Source organism: Fumia xinanensis, assembly GCF_014384905.1.
GTDB classification, from domain to species: domain Bacteria; phylum Bacillota; class Clostridia; order Oscillospirales; family Ruminococcaceae; genus Fumia; species Fumia xinanensis.
On the sequence record NZ_JACRSV010000001.1, the window covers coordinates 169,971 to 184,982 of the forward strand.

Below are 15,012 nucleotides of genomic sequence, written 5' to 3' on the forward strand. Positions count from 1 at the left end.
CCTTTCTATTCGGCGGATTCTTTCTTTTCGCTGTTCTGGTAGACATGGTATTCCGCCCAGATGTTTTCCAGATGGTTGAAGGTGGACATGACTTCATCCTGTTTTTGCAGTCCTACAGCGGCGATGAGAGCGTTGATGAGGCTTAAAGGCGCCACCAGGGAATCGACGAAGGAGGTCATATCGCTGCGGGCGGCCAGCAGAACGGTTGCGTCTTTGGCTAAGGGGGAGCTGGGACCATCTGTGATGGCGACGACGGGTGCTCCAGTTTTTGAGGCGAACTCAAAGGCCTTCACCGTCAAATTGGAGTACCGAGGAAAGCTGATGCCTATGAGAACGTCGCTGCTCCCCAGGCGGATGATCTGTTCATATAGCTCGCTGGAGCTGGAAGTGTGAACCATTCGGACATTGTTGAACATCAGGTTAAAGTAATACTCCATAAAGCGGGCCAATGCGGAGGCACTCCGGTCGCCGATTATGTAGATGTTTCGGGCGTTGGCAATAGCAGCAGCAGCCTTTTCAAAATCCTCGTGGGAAGTTTCTTCCAGCGTCCGTTTGATCTTGTCCATATCGGACTGCAATACCTTATTTAAAATGTCGTCATTTCCGATCCGCTCTTTGGTGACGGCAATCCGCTGCACCGATGTGAGCTGCGTCTTGATGGTCTGCTGGAGGGTCTTGGACATTTCCGGATAGCCGTTGAACCCCAGCTCATAGGCAAAGCGCACCACTGTTGATTCGCTGACGCCTACTGTTTGTCCTAATTTCGCCGCCGTCATGAAAGCCGCCTTGTCAGCATGCTCCTGAATGTAGTTTGCAATGCGCTTCTGCCCTTTGGAGAAGTTGCGCCATTTTGCTGTAATTTGTTCGAGAATATCCATAAAAGTACAGCCTTTCTTCCGGCGGATTTCCGCCTGATATTTTCGGTTCTATCTCAACTGCTCATAATTGAATGGGACAATTTTTCTTCAAGAGAAATGATCTTTAGAATTTGTTTTATTGATGTTAGGGATGGGCGTCCTTTAAAAGTATGCCTTTTGCCAGCGAGGTTTCTATACGCCTTAAAGGACTTGTATACCGCTTACAATGGCTCATGAGCGAATTTATCCGCTTTGATTTTTCGCCGGGAAGCCCCAATGGTGATACAGGAAACATAATGTTAAAATGACTGCAGTTTCACAAACCGCATCTTATACGGTCGGCGATTTTCGCCGGCGACAGCTTCTATTGCGTTAATTATACCATGTTCCCATATTTTTGCAAGAAGGAAAAGGGGAGATTGCAAAAATTCTTGAAAGGATACAGGCTTTTTAAACTTCCCAATAAAGAAAAATAAATTTGGCAATGAAAGTTCATAAATCGTTTAAAAACCACCCTTGACAATTCTGGAAATCCGTGTTAAATTATACTTAGCACTCAAAGACAAAGAGTGCTAAAACGAAAAGAGGTGATACCGTGAAAGCGCTGAATGAGCGAAAGCTTCAGATTCTCAAAACAGTTGTGGAGCGGTATATCAAAACTGGGGAGCCGGTTGGCTCTAAGGTTCTCGCTGAGGAATTCAAAAACACGGTTTCTTCCGCCACCATTCGAAACGACATGGCGGCTTTGGAACAGCTGGGGTACTTGGAACAGCCCCACACGTCGGCGGGACGGGTTCCCTCTTATCGTGGATATCGGTTTTACATCTCCCATCTCATGAAAAAGGTTCCTTTGTTAGAGGAAGAGAAGGCGGCAATCGATCAGAAAATCGTGAAAGGTGACCTTAACCCAAAAACCGTCATCAGTAACGCTATGGAGCTGCTGGCCGACCTGACCGGCTGTGCCATCATCAGCAAGTCGGAACAGATGAGCTTTTCGGTTATTACCCACGTGGAAGTCATTCCAGCAGGGAGGCGGCTGTACGCCCTTTTGATGCTCACATCAAACGGTGCGGTGGAAAACAGGGTCTGCCGGTTGGAGTTCGATTTGAGCCACGAACAAATCGATTATTTCGTCAACTTCATTCAGGCCAACATCACAGGGCTTCGGGTGGAGGATTTGACAAACGAAAAGGTTTTGGAGCTGGGCGTGGCACTGGGAAGTTATATGGTGGGCTTGGCACCACTTTTGTACGGCGTTTACGACATTACAAACGAGCTTCGTAAAAAGAGCGTAGAAATCCGCAACGAGTCAAATCTCTTGGCGAGAAGCGATTTCCAAAACCGCGATGTGGCAGCGCTTTTGAGTCGTAAGGACGACTTGGAAGCGGTGCTAGACAAGGCCTTTGATGGTATCAACGTTATATTCGGCGAGGAAGACGGGGATTTTGCTATTACCAATTCCAGTTTGATATTATCCTCTTATAATCAGGGAGATAGACCGGCGGGCTCGTTCGGTGTGTTGGGGCCGCTGAGACTTGACTACAGCAGAATTATCCCCTATGTGGAATACTTGTCGGACACTGTGTCCAGACTGATGACAGAAGCGTTTGAAGCTGACCGTGACAAACCGAGCCGGGGAGTGAGAAGAGACATTGTGATTGGCCCGGAAGATCACGTATAAGATAGACAGTAAGCGGCGGTCAGCGCTGCGGCAGAAAGGAAGGATGGCTCAAGTGGCTAAGCAGGATAAGAAAGCAAAAGAGACAAAGGTGGAAGAAATCGAGGAGACCGTGATGGAGGAAACTACTGCGGAGGAATCGGCCACCGAAGAGCAAACGGCCGATGAAACGGAAACTCTGAAGGAAAAAAACAAAGAGCTGGAGGATAAATTGCTCCGGCAGATGGCGGAATTTGATAATTTCCGTAAACGGACCCTAAAAGAAAAAGAGGAAATCGGCGCGGTAGCTAAAACCAAGTGCATTTCAGAGCTTCTTCCCGTTGTGGACAATTTTGAGCGGGCCTTGCAGGCGGAATGCGGGGACGCCGACTTTAAAAAAGGCGTTGAGATGATTTTTACTTCTCTGAAAGATACATTGGGCAAAATGGGCGTTGAGGAAATTGAAGCCGAAGGCCAGGCATTCGACCCCGAACTCCATTATGCGGTGAGTCGTATCGAGGACGAAACCCTGGGAGAAAACATTGTTGCAAACGTGCTGCAAAAAGGCTACAAAATGGGTGAAAAAGTGATCCGCCACGCTATGGTAGCTGTCGCTAATCCGTAGAACTTTTGAATATATCGTAAATTCTGAAAACAAATAGATTGATTTAGGAGGAAATTATTATGGGAAAAATCATTGGTATTGACTTAGGTACAACAAACTCCTGTGTAGCAGTTATGGAAGGCGGAGAGCCCGTCGTCATTGCAAACCATGAAGGCGCGAGAACCACTCCTTCGGTCGTAGCATTTTCTAAAGACGGTGAAAGAATGGTTGGCCAGGTGGCAAAACGCCAGGCTATCACCAACCCGGACCGGACCATCAGTTCCATCAAACGGCATATGGGATCGGATTATAAGGTCACCATCGACAGCAAATCCTACAGCCCCCAGGAAATCTCAGCAATGATCCTGCAGAAACTGAAAACCGACGCGGAAGGTTATCTGGGTGAAAAAATTACCGAAGCGGTCATCACCGTTCCGGCATATTTTACCGACGCACAACGTCAAGCCACCAAAGACGCCGGTAAAATTGCCGGATTGGATGTTAAACGCATCATCAACGAGCCCACAGCTGCGGCTCTGGCCTATGGCATGGATAAAGAGGGCGACCAGAAAGTCATGGTCTACGACTTGGGCGGCGGTACCTTTGATGTGTCCATCATCGAGATGGGCGAAGGCGTGCAGGAAGTTCTGGCCACCGCCGGCAACAACCATCTGGGCGGCGACGACTTCGACCAGCGCATCATCGATTGGATGGCGGACGAATTCAAAAAGGACCAGGGCGTTGACCTCCGCAACGACAAAATGGCGATGCAGCGCTTGAAAGAAGCTGCCGAAAAGGCAAAAATCGAGCTTTCCGGCGTGACCACTTCTCAAATCAACCTGCCCTTCATCACCGCAGACGCAACCGGCCCGAAACACCTTGATATGACCCTGACTCGTGCGAAATTCAATGAATTGACCGCAGACTTGGTAGAAGCTACTATGGGCCCGGTCAAACAGGCTCTGTCCGATGCGGGACTGTCCGCTTCCGATTTGAATAAAATCCTGTTGGTAGGTGGTTCCACCAGAATTATCGCCGTGCAGGAGGCCGTTTCCAAGGCGACCGGCAAAGAGCCCTCCAAAAACCTGAATCCTGACGAGTGCGTCGCGGTTGGCGCTGCCATCCAGGGCGGCGTGCTGGGCGGCGAGGTCAAGGGCTTGCTGCTCCTGGACGTCACTCCGTTGTCCTTGGGTCTTGAGACTTTGGGCGGTGTTTTCACCAAGATTATCGAGAGAAACACCACCATTCCCACCAAGAAATCTCAGATTTTCTCCACTGCTGCCGATGGCCAGACCTCTGTTGAAATCCACGTTCTTCAGGGCGAGAGAGAATTTGCGAAAGACAATAAGTCCCTGGGCATGTTCCACTTGGATGGCATCCCGGCAGCTCCCCGCGGCGTTCCTCAGATTGAAGTTACCTTTGACATTGACGCAAACGGTATCGTCCACGTATCCGCCAAAGATCTGGGCACCGGCAAGGAGCAGCAGATCACCATCACTTCTTCCACCAACATGAGCAAGGACGACATCGACAAGGCGGTTAAAGAAGCAGAAGCTTTTGCAGCTGAGGATAAAAAGGCCCGTGAAAACGTCGATATCCGCAACAACGCCGATCAGATGGTCTTCCAGTCTGAAAAAACTTTGGGCGAGATTGGCGACAAGATTGACGCTTCCGAGAAGGCTGATCTGCAGGCCAAGATCGACGCTTTGAAAGAGGCGCTCAAAGGCACTGACATTGAAGCCATCAAAGCAAAACAGGATGAGCTTCAGAAGGTGTTCTACGCAGTTTCCGAGAAGCTTTACCAGGCGCAGGCTCAGGCAGCTCAGGGCGCGCAGGCTGGCCCCGGTCCCGATATGGGCGGCGCCGCGAACGCCGGTAGCACCAATGCCGATCCCAACGTAGTAGATGCGGACTTTAAAGAAGTTGACGACAACAAATAATTGCAATACAATAGATAGGTGTCATGGGGCGGGCTCAACTCAGTCTGCCCTATGGTACTGTCTAACCGATAGGGCGGCGTCCGCCTTGCCCTACATACTGGGAGGTAATGCCATTGGCTGACAAAAGAGATTATTACGAAGTGCTCGGGGTGCAAAAAGGATGCTCTGAGGACGAACTGAAAAAAGCATACCGCCAAATGGCGAAAAAATATCACCCCGACTTGCATCCCGACGACAAGGAAGCGGAGGCAAAGTTTAAAGAGGTCAACGAGGCGTATGAAGTCCTGTCCGATCCCCAGAAGCGTTCCCGCTATGACCAGTTTGGCCACGCTGGGGTGGATCCTTCCTTCGGTGGCGGTGCAGGCGGAGCTTACGGCTCCGGTGGCTTTGGCTTCGATATGGGCGATATCGGCGATATTTTTGAAGGCTTTTTCGGCGGTGGTTTCGGGGGATCGTCTAGACGTCAGAACCCAAATGCCCCTCGCAGAGGCACCGATATTCGTATCCAAGTGGCGATTTCCTTCTTCGAGGCCTGCAAAGGTGTCAGCAAGACGGTCAGCGTCAACCGTTCTGAATCCTGCCCTGACTGCCACGGCACCGGTGCGGAAAACGGCACCGCCATGAAGACCTGTTCCGACTGTAACGGTACTGGACAGGTGCGGTATCAGCAGCGGACTCCTTTCGGGGTGATCAGCAGTCAGCGGGCTTGTGATAAATGCCAGGGAAAGGGCAAGATTATCGAGAAATCCTGCCCCAAATGTGCAGGGCGCGGCTCGGTCAGCAACACCAAAAAGGTGGAAATTCAGATTCCTGCGGGCATTGACGACGGGCAGACTCTTTCCATTCGTGGACAGGGCAACTCAGGCACAAACGGCGGCCCCAACGGCGATTTGCTGGTGCTGATTGCAGTGCGGCCCGATGCGCTGTTTAAACGTAAGGAATATGACATTTACTGTGAGATGCCGGTCAGCTATTACCAGGCAGTCACCGGCGACGAGCTGGTGGTGCCCACCATCGACGGCAATGTGAAATACACTTTGCCGGAGGGAACCCAGCCCGGAACCACCTTCCGCCTCCGTGGGAAGGGTGTTCAGCGCCTCAACGGCAGGGGAAGGGGCGACCAGTTTGTGACTATCACTATTGATGTGCCTAAAAACCTTTCTAAAACGCAGAAGGACAAACTGAAGGCCTTTGAGGAATCGCTCACTGAAAAGCAGACACAAAAGAAAAAATCATTTTCTGAGAAGCTAAAAGATATGTTTGAGAATAAATAACTTTTTCGGCGGCCAATTACGGCCGCTGATTTTTATTCTATATATTTTTTAAAGAAAACAAAATTTTTATTATTTTCACAACAATTTGACCTAAAAATATTTACTTTCTATTTTAATTTACCGAATTTTTAAATAGCTGATTGACTTCACTGTAATGAAGTGATACCCTATAGATAAATCGTCTTTTCGACGGAAAATAGGAGGATTTATTCATGAAAAAGAAAACTTTTCTTGCAATGACCCTGTGCGCTGCAGTTTTGGCGCTTACATTGGCTGGCTGCGGCTCCGACAAACCCGACAATGATAATTCCAGCAGCTCTGTCAGCGTTTCAGACAGCAGCGACTCTGGCGATTCTAGCTCTTCCGATGAGCAGAGCGGCGAGTCTGCTGGTGATTTAACGGTTTATAATGATAACGGCCTGGAATTTTCTTATCCCTCTTCTTGGATGAAAACCAACACCAACACCGCTGCCGGTGATACTATCGTAGTAATGCCGGAAGATTCTGCTGGTGACAGCGTTGCAGTTATGGTACAGGATTTGGGCACTAAGGTTCCCGCTGTAAAGGACTACATTAACGCGACTCTTCCCATGCTCCAGGCGCAGTATGCTGATGCTGAGGTAACTGGTGAAGAATATGACGGCACTCAGAAAGACACTGCTGTATTCTCTCTGACCGGAACCCTTCAGGGAATGGATATGACCATGGTTCAGTACCACATTTTAAATGGTACTAAGCTGGTTGCTGTGAGCTACAGCGCTCCTGCAGGCGTGGAACCCACAATTGATGATGCTACAGTCAAAGCAATTGTCGATTCTTTGAAAATCGCATAATCTTTAGTGATTTATAAAAAAGCGCCGTGAATAGTTCGGCGCTTTTTTAGTTTTTCCTGCCTTCAAGAAGTTTTAAATATCAGCTGTATCATTTGCACTTTAAATAGGCACTATTAACAGAAAAACCGTAAAAACTTTTACATCTGACGGTAAAGTTTTGCGGTTTTTTCTGTTTTTCTTCTTGTGCGCCATAGTAAATTATGCTATAATAATTTCATTCAAACAATCCTTTTTATATATATTGTATAATTTGGAAGTTTGATGTCAATTTGCAGCAAAAGATTAGGCTTTCAATCTGCAAAAATCAAAATAACATAAATAAGGAGCGGTAAGTTATGAAAGATTACAGTGCCAACAACATTAAAAACGTTGCAGTCGTCGGACACGGCGGAAGCGGCAAAACCAGTCTTGTAGAGGCGATGCTGTTTAAAGCGGGCTGCACCGACAGGCTGGGAAAAGTTGCCGACGGAAATACCGTTTCCGATTATGATACAGAAGAAATTAAGAGAAGGGCGTCTTTGAGCCTTTCAATCGATCCTGTAGAGTTTCAGAACACAAAAATCAATTTGTTGGACACCCCTGGCCTCTTTGATTTTGCTTTGGGAATGAGTGAGGGCATTCGTGCGGCAGGAAGCGTTCTCATTGCCGTTTCCGGCAAATCCGGCGTCACCGTAGGTGCCAGGAAAGCCTATAAAATGGCAGAAAAAATGGAGAAATCCCGTATGATTTTTGTCACCAAAATGGATCAGGAACATGCGGATTTTTACAAGGTGTTGGAAGGGCTGAAAGCAAATTTTGGTCCGTCTATCTGTCCACTGGTCGTCCCTTTTGTGCAGGATTCCAAAGTCCAGTGCTATATCGACCTTGTTGAAATGAAGGCTTATACATACGAAAACGGCAGCCGGAAAGAAGTGCCGATGCCGGATTCGGAGCATCGCATCGAGGGTCTCGTCAACGCTATTAGCGAGGCTGTAGCTGAAACAGATGAGGTGCTTTTTGATAAATATTTTTCCGGTGAAAAGTACACCCACGAGGAGATGATTCAAGGTATCCACAAGGGTGTGTTTGACGGTACCATCACCCCTGTGTTCTGCGGTTCATCTTTTACGATGGAAGGCATTGACCTGTTGATGGAGGATATGGTGGAAATGCTCCCCTCCGCTGGCGAAAAAGGCGGGGAAGAGGGAATTTCCGGCGACGACATCGTCGAAGTCCCCTGTGATGAAAGCGGCGATCCGGTGGCTTATGTCTTTAAGACCATCGCCGACCCATTTGTTGGCAAGCTTTCTTATGTAAAAGTAATTTCTGGAAAATTGGCTCCCGATACAGAGCTTGTCAATATGACCACAGGACAGCCGGAGAAAATCGGAAAACTTCTCTTTATCCGCGGTAAAAAGCAGGAAGAAATAAAACAAATCAAGGCCGGAGACATCTGTGCCATCAGCAAGCTGAGCGCCAATACCGGTGATACTCTGTGTTCGCCTAAAAAACCAGTAGTTTTGACCAAGACTGAGTTTCCTGCTCCATGCTACTCTATGGCGATTAAGCCAGTGGGTAAGGGCGATGAAAGTAAGATTTCCCAGGGGATCACCCGACTATTGGAAGAGGACCCCACTTTGTCCTTTGTCATTGATAACGAGACACATGAGCAGGTGTTAAGCGGCCTTGGTGAACAGCATTTGGACGTGACAGTGGCTAAACTCAAGTCTAAATTCGGCGTGGATGTCACCCTGGAACCGCCTACTGTCGCTTACCGTGAGACGATCCGCAAGAAGGTCAAAGTCCAGGGCAAGCATAAGAAGCAGAGCGGTGGCCACGGCCAGTACGGCGACGTTTGGATCGAATTTGAGCCCTGCGATGGTGAAGAGATGGTCTTTGAGGAGAAGGTGTTCGGCGGTGCTGTCCCCCGAAACTTCTTCCCAGCTGTTGAAAAAGGCCTCCGCGACTGTGTCAAGCACGGCACATTGGCGGGATACCCAGTTGTGGGATTGAAAGCAGTCTTGGTAGACGGTTCTTACCATCCGGTGGATTCTTCGGAAATGTCCTTTAAGATGGCAGCCTCGTTGGCATATAAGGCGGGTCTTCCCCAGGCTTCTCCTATTATTCTTGAGCCCATCGGCAAGCTAAGCGTTCTCGTCCCCGACAACACCACCGGAGATATGATGGGAGAGCTAAATAAACGCCGTGGACGTGTGCTGGGTATGAACGCTGCAGAGGACGGTATGACTGAGATCGAAGCGGAAGCTCCTATGAGTGAGATGCAGGATTTTGCGACTCTGGTGCGCCAGATGACCCAGGGAAGCGGAAGCTTTAGCTTTGTATTTGAGCGGTACGACCCGTTGCCTTCCAATCTGGAAGCAGCAGTAATTGAAAATTCAAAAGCGAAAGAAGAATGATTTTACACTTAAATAAGTAAAAAACGGTATGGCCCATTTAAATTTGGCATACCTATAGAACAGGAATAAATTCCCACATGCAGGGAAATTTTAGATTGTTTTATAGGGGGAAGTTACATGTTTGTACTTTCAATGAGAATGCCAAAGAAAAAATGGGCCATACTTTCTTTTGTCGTACTCGTTCTTTGCGTTGCCGCTGTTTTTTTGTTTTCGGGTGAGCGGGCAGTACCCACAGGAGCAAAAGCAGCAGTTGCAGGCGATAGCAATGAAGAACGAATTGCTTATCTAGAAAGTTTTGGATGGCAGGTTGAGCCGGAACCCTGCGAAATTGTGGAAGTACAAATTCCACCGGTTTTTAATGACATTTATGAGCAATATAACGACATTCAGAAAAAGCAAAACTTTGATTTGAAAAAATATGCAGGAAAGAGGGTCAAACGTTTTTGTTATATCGTAACGAATTATCCAAACTATCCGGATGATATTCGTGCAAATCTGCTGATTTCTGAAGGGAAAATCATCGGAGGTGACATTTGCTCGCTATCTGAACCAGGATTTATGCATGAATTCAAGAAAAAATAGATATATTTGTTTATCTGTGATTAATACCTATAAAAATCACTTGTTTTCGATGTAATTCTCTTAGTTTTACGCTATATTACAAAGTATTGGGCAATCTACACAAATTGATTTTTTAATCTTTGGACAATAAAGAGCTATCTATCGGGAAAAAAATTTGATATAGTATTAATAACAAATCCAACATCATACGTCAAAAAATAGGAGGTCCGTTTTATGGCAAGCGTAACACTGAAAGGTATCTATAAAAAATACGCCGGTGGCGTAACCGCTGTTTCCGATTTTAACTTGGACATCGAAGATAAAGAGTTTATCATCTTGGTAGGCCCTTCCGGTTGTGGTAAATCTACTACTCTGAGAATGATTGCCGGTCTGGAAGAAATTTCGGAAGGTGAGCTTTACATTGGCGACAGACTGGTTAACGACATCGCCCCCAAAGACCGCGATATCGCAATGGTTTTCCAGAACTATGCTCTGTATCCTCACATGACTGTTTTTGACAACATGGCTTTCGGTTTGAAACTTCGCAAAACCCCGAAAGACGAAATCAAACGCCGTGTTGACGAAGCTGCCCGTATCCTAGACATCACCCATTTGCTGGACCGTAAACCTAAGGCTTTGTCTGGTGGTCAGCGTCAGCGTGTTGCCTTGGGCCGTGCTATCGTCCGTGAGCCCCAGGTGTTCCTTCTGGATGAGCCTCTGTCCAACTTGGATGCAAAACTCCGTGCGCAGATGAGAACCGAGCTCTCTAAGCTCCACCTCCGTCTTGGCACTACCTTTATTTACGTAACTCATGACCAGACCGAAGCAATGACGATGGGTACCAGAATCGTTGTTATGAAAGATGGTTTTATCCAGCAGGTAGACACTCCTCAGAACCTCTACTCCAAACCTGTTAACGTATTTGTTGCAGGATTTATTGGTTCTCCTCAGATGAACTTCATTGATGTTACCCTTCATGATAAAAATGGTAAATTGGTTGTTGTTTTTGACGATGTTGAAGGCGCCGAGAATAATGGCTATGAAATCGAAATCCCCGAAGGAAAGAGAACTCCTGAACTTGAAGCTTATATCGGTAAGGGCATGATTTTGGGTATTCGCCCCGAAGACCTCAAGGATGAGGAAATGTTCCTTTCCGCTGCTTCTACTGGCCTTGTTGAATGCACAGTGGATGTAACCGAGTTGATGGGTGCTGAAACCTTCTTGTATGTAACTTGCGCCGGCAGAAATATGATTGCTCGTGTATCCCCCAGATCGACTGCGAAAGCCGGAGATTCTATTAAGATGGCTATCGATGTCAATAAGATCCATCTGTTTGACAAAGAAACCGAGAGAGTGGTTCTCGACTAATTGTAAAATAACTAAAGCCCGCAGATTTTATAATCTGCGGGCTTTTTGATAACATTTAACTGAATGACCTATCTGCAGCGCTGCAATTCTGTTGTGGCGCCTTTCTTATCGCTTTTATAAGCGAATATTGCAGCGGCCATCCCAACGGCACTCAAGACACTCCATATGAAAACAGTAGTGTTCCAACTGGTTCCAGATACGATGGCAGAAAAAATTGGGCTTGCCAGCGCCGCGAATAGGTAGCTGACGGCATCCAGGCAGCCGGTGATAGCCGATACCCGTCCTGTATCGCGAAATTTCAGGCAATACACGCTGAAAACCATGTTACAGGCACTGGCCATAGCTGCATTTGCCAAAAACAGAGCAATTACCGTAAGTACAAAAAAGTTGCCACGCATTAGTGACATAGTTAAGAACATCGCCACGGAGACTGCAAAAAGTATGATTGAGGTTTTATACTCATTTTCCTTACACTTTTTTAGCAAACGAAGCCCAATAAAAGTACCTGCTAGGTTGAAGAGCGGAAGAACACTGGTAATGCCAGACGCGGTGGCAGGCAGTACTTGAAATTGCTCTGCAATGTAAGTAGGGATCCAGAAAGCGACTGCATTCCGGACGATACCATTAATAATGGTCATGAGGATAATGGGAAAAAGCTGATGTCTGCGCAATAGGGACAGGAGGGGGATAATGCCTTGGACCGGAGCCGCTGCCGAGTGAATCGCGCGAAGGTGTTTTTTTTGTTCCCAGATATGTAATACAACAAACCATAATATCGCCGTAAGGACGAGAATAATTCCTGTAATATAAAAAGACCATTTCCAGCGGTGTTGAGCAGATGTTGCCGATGCAATCAAATAGGCCACCATAGTGCCAATGATGGATGCGGCACTCAAGGCAGTCATCAGAAGGCGGCCGGTTTGGGCAGTTGTATTTTCCGCAATCACTTTGGCAAGCGGGCCCCATAGCATTGAGAGGAGAAACCCACATGCCGCCCAGCACACACCTCCAATGATGGAGGAACCAGTGCAGGAGGAAAGGACGATTACGATGCCGGAAAAAAGCAGTCCTGCTGAAACCATCCATTTCGCTTTGATACGATCACCGATTAAGCCGTTGATAACCTGACCGATGCCGTAGGTGAAAAAGAACATGGAGCCCCATAATCCCAGCGTCGCACTGGAAAATCCGGTCTCCTTCATCATCTCCGGCATGATGGCACTGAGAATGCTCCTGCCGGCATAACAGGCATTATACGAAAGAAAGCAAATGGCGCCCAGAGAAAGGACGCCTGTTGTAGACATACGCGGTTCGTCCATGACAAATCCTACTTTTCCGTAAAATTTTGCCAATTGAAAAGAAGACGCCAGCAAGACCCAGAAAATCAATAACGCTGATAGTGCCGCTCCACAATTTCGTTAGTGATGGAGTGTTTTTCCAACATAGTGTCCTCCTGTTTCGCATTAATATAGGCACACAAAGTATCCATCAGCAATAGATGTGTCAGTCGAGAAGAGACGGGCAGACGGTCGATTTGTGTTGCCTCGTTAGAAATAGCGACTAGGCTCACATCGCACAGTTTGGCCAATGCACCGCTGGAATAGCTGGTAATGCACATGGTTTTGGCACCCCGGTATTTGGCGATTTTCATAGAATCCACGATTTCATCGGTGCGGCCGGTGTGGGAAAAAGCCACCGCCAGGCAATCTTCATCCAGCATAGAGGCGGATACGGGGAGCATAAAGGCGTCGGTTACCGCAGCACTCTGCAATCCCAAGTACCTAAAACGATAATACGCATCGTTTGCCAGAATAGCTGAAGTTGATATTCCATAAAACTCAATCCGTTTTTTGGTGTTCATAATCAAATCGATTGCTTTTTGCAATTCATCCGGACAAATTGCGTTGTAGGTGGATTGGAAAGACGCTATGGCGTTATCCATTGTCTTTTTCATGGCGTCTTTGGGTGAGTCTTTCTCGTCTACTTCTTCTAGGAGATGATATTTATGTTTACCCAAGGACTGAGCTATGCCGATTTTCAACCTGGTGAATCCGTCAAACCCCAATTTGTTGGAAAAGTTTACAATGCTTCCCTCCGACACTTCAATTTCTTGAGATAAGACACGCATGGTCGTATTGATGACCTTCTCTGGATAATGCAGGATATAGCCGCCGATTTTCTTTTCCACTTCTGACATAGAAAGAAAATCCTTTTCAATTTGGCTGAGGACATTCATATTTTCAATCATAGAAATACCTCCGTTGAAAATTGCTCATTCGTAGTCCTCTACGATGAGTATATCACATATTTTGGATTTGTCAAATGGTTTTTGCTCAAGAAAAATATAAATTTATAATTTAATAAGCATAATCTTATTAATATTATACGGCAAAATATTCCATTTTGCAAAGATTTTTCGTGATTTTTTCTAAAAAATATGTTAAAATATCTCTCATCAAGTCAAATAGGCTAGTTAGAAAGCGTAATTGGAAGAAATAGGAGTGTTTATGAATTTATTTGCTCATTTAGACCCTAATACAGAGGAAGAAAAAGTAGACATCATGTATCGGAATGCGCATGCCCGTGTTGAGCGTATTGTATCGAGCGGACAGGTGTCTCCGGGGGGTTTTTGGTATGAACAGGACGAGGATGAATGGGTTTTAGTCCTGCAAGGAGAGGGCCGTATTCAGTATGAAAAGGGAAACGAAGCGGTTCTGCGTACGGGAGACTGTATTTTACTGCCGGCAGGCAAGCGGCACCGTGTTTCTTATACCAGTCAAAATCCTCCCTGCATTTGGCTCTGTGTGTTCAGCGGAAAGGAAGTCAACAAATGAGAATACTTGTGGACGCGGATGCCTGTCCGGTGAAAACAATTATCGTCCGGGAGGCAAAAAAGAGGGGCATTCCTGTGACAATGGTCGTCGATACCAGCCACCAACTGAACGACGGCTACAGTGAAGTAGTTATGGTGGACAAAGGGGCGGACAGCGCGGACGTTAAACTCATCAATCTGACTAAATCAGGAGACTTGGTGGTTACTCAGGATTTTGGCGTTGCAGCTATGGCTTTGGGTAAGAGGGCACTGGCGCTTAACCAAAACGGGATGGAATACAGCCAGCAGAATATGGACAAGCTCCTATTTGAGCGGCATGTGGGAAAAGAAGTTCGCCGAAGAGGACGGCATACAAAAGGGGCCCAAAAACGCACCCAAGCGGATGACCGCGCTTTTGAAGAAAAACTTATTGTGATGCTGGAAAGGAAAAGAACATGAAGATAACGAACCAAACTATCGGTAGAATCAACGAACTTGCGAAAAAGGCAAAGAATGAGGGACTAACCGACGAGGAAAAAGTGGAGCAGAAAAAGCTGAGGGACGCTTATGTCGCTGCATATCGGGAGAATCTGCGCTCTACCCTGGAGCAAACGGTGATTGTTGAACCAGATGGTACCCGACGTCCCCTCAAAAAAAGGAAAAACTAAAATCAACCGGAGAAAAGAATGATTTCTCCGGCTGATTTTTGT

At 47.0% G+C, this 15,012-nt stretch carries 14 protein-coding genes; 11 read left to right on the forward strand and 3 right to left on the reverse strand.

Annotated features, from left to right (window positions below; translation table 11 throughout):
* Positions 1-5: 5 nt before the first annotated feature.
* Complete coding sequence (locus H8710_RS00830) at positions 6-878, reverse strand: MurR/RpiR family transcriptional regulator (RefSeq protein WP_249293492.1); 873 nt, start codon at positions 876-878, stop codon at positions 6-8.
* Positions 879-1,452: 574 nt separating this feature from the next.
* Between H8710_RS00830 and hrcA the strand changes: the two genes are divergently transcribed.
* From hrcA to H8710_RS00870, 8 genes are all read left to right on the forward strand, one after another.
* Complete coding sequence (gene hrcA, locus H8710_RS00835; RefSeq protein WP_249293493.1) at positions 1,453-2,538, forward strand: heat-inducible transcriptional repressor HrcA; 1,086 nt, start codon at positions 1,453-1,455, stop codon at positions 2,536-2,538.
* Between the two features lie 43 nt (positions 2,539-2,581).
* A complete protein-coding gene (gene grpE, locus H8710_RS00840) occupies positions 2,582-3,139 on the forward strand; it encodes a nucleotide exchange factor GrpE (RefSeq protein ID WP_249293494.1) in 558 nt (185 codons plus the stop codon).
* A 59-nt stretch (positions 3,140-3,198) separates the two neighbouring features.
* Positions 3,199-5,058: a molecular chaperone DnaK gene (dnaK, locus tag H8710_RS00845; RefSeq protein WP_249293495.1), complete on the forward strand. Its 1,860-nt coding sequence runs from the start codon at positions 3,199-3,201 to the stop codon at positions 5,056-5,058.
* 113 nt (positions 5,059-5,171) lie between these two features.
* On the forward strand, positions 5,172-6,332 hold the full coding sequence (dnaJ, locus tag H8710_RS00850; RefSeq protein ID WP_249293496.1) for a molecular chaperone DnaJ: 1,161 nt from the start codon (positions 5,172-5,174) through the stop codon (positions 6,330-6,332).
* A gap of 212 nt (positions 6,333-6,544) precedes the next feature.
* A complete protein-coding gene (locus H8710_RS00855) occupies positions 6,545-7,165 on the forward strand; it encodes a hypothetical protein (protein ID WP_249293497.1) in 621 nt (206 codons plus the stop codon).
* A 335-nt stretch (positions 7,166-7,500) separates the two neighbouring features.
* Positions 7,501-9,561 (forward strand): elongation factor G, encoded by a 2,061-nt coding sequence (locus H8710_RS00860; protein ID WP_249293498.1) that lies wholly within the window; start codon positions 7,501-7,503, stop codon positions 9,559-9,561.
* 117 nt (positions 9,562-9,678) lie between these two features.
* Positions 9,679-10,143 (forward strand): DUF4830 domain-containing protein, encoded by a 465-nt coding sequence (locus tag H8710_RS00865; RefSeq protein WP_249293499.1) that lies wholly within the window; start codon positions 9,679-9,681, stop codon positions 10,141-10,143.
* A 213-nt stretch (positions 10,144-10,356) separates the two neighbouring features.
* Positions 10,357-11,490, forward strand: a complete 1,134-nt coding sequence (locus H8710_RS00870) for an ABC transporter ATP-binding protein (protein ID WP_249293500.1) — start codon at positions 10,357-10,359, stop codon at positions 11,488-11,490.
* 68 nt (positions 11,491-11,558) lie between these two features.
* Here the strand turns inward: H8710_RS00870 and H8710_RS00875 are convergent, their stop codons facing one another.
* Together H8710_RS00875 and H8710_RS00880 are read right to left on the reverse strand one after the other, a co-directional pair.
* Positions 11,559-12,878: an MFS transporter gene (locus H8710_RS00875; RefSeq protein ID WP_249293501.1), complete on the reverse strand. Its 1,320-nt coding sequence runs from the start codon at positions 12,876-12,878 to the stop codon at positions 11,559-11,561.
* Positions 12,875-13,738 carry a MurR/RpiR family transcriptional regulator gene (locus tag H8710_RS00880; protein WP_249293502.1) on the reverse strand — a complete coding sequence of 288 codons (864 nt, stop codon included), beginning with the start codon at positions 13,736-13,738 and terminating at the stop codon, positions 12,875-12,877. Before H8710_RS00880 ends, H8710_RS00875 begins: the two co-directional genes overlap by 4 nt.
* A gap of 259 nt (positions 13,739-13,997) precedes the next feature.
* Here H8710_RS00880 and H8710_RS00885 point away from each other — a divergent pair, with 259 nt between their 5' ends.
* From H8710_RS00885 to H8710_RS00895, 3 genes are read left to right on the forward strand one after another with little or no spacing between them, the layout of a single operon-like run.
* Positions 13,998-14,324 (forward strand): cupin domain-containing protein, encoded by a 327-nt coding sequence (locus tag H8710_RS00885; protein ID WP_249293503.1) that lies wholly within the window; start codon positions 13,998-14,000, stop codon positions 14,322-14,324.
* Complete coding sequence (locus H8710_RS00890; RefSeq protein WP_249293504.1) at positions 14,321-14,761, forward strand: YaiI/YqxD family protein; 441 nt, start codon at positions 14,321-14,323, stop codon at positions 14,759-14,761. Before H8710_RS00885 ends, H8710_RS00890 begins: the two co-directional genes overlap by 4 nt.
* Complete coding sequence (locus H8710_RS00895; protein WP_249293505.1) at positions 14,758-14,970, forward strand: DUF896 domain-containing protein; 213 nt, start codon at positions 14,758-14,760, stop codon at positions 14,968-14,970. Before H8710_RS00890 ends, H8710_RS00895 begins: the two co-directional genes overlap by 4 nt.
* Positions 14,971-15,012 lie beyond the last annotated feature (42 nt).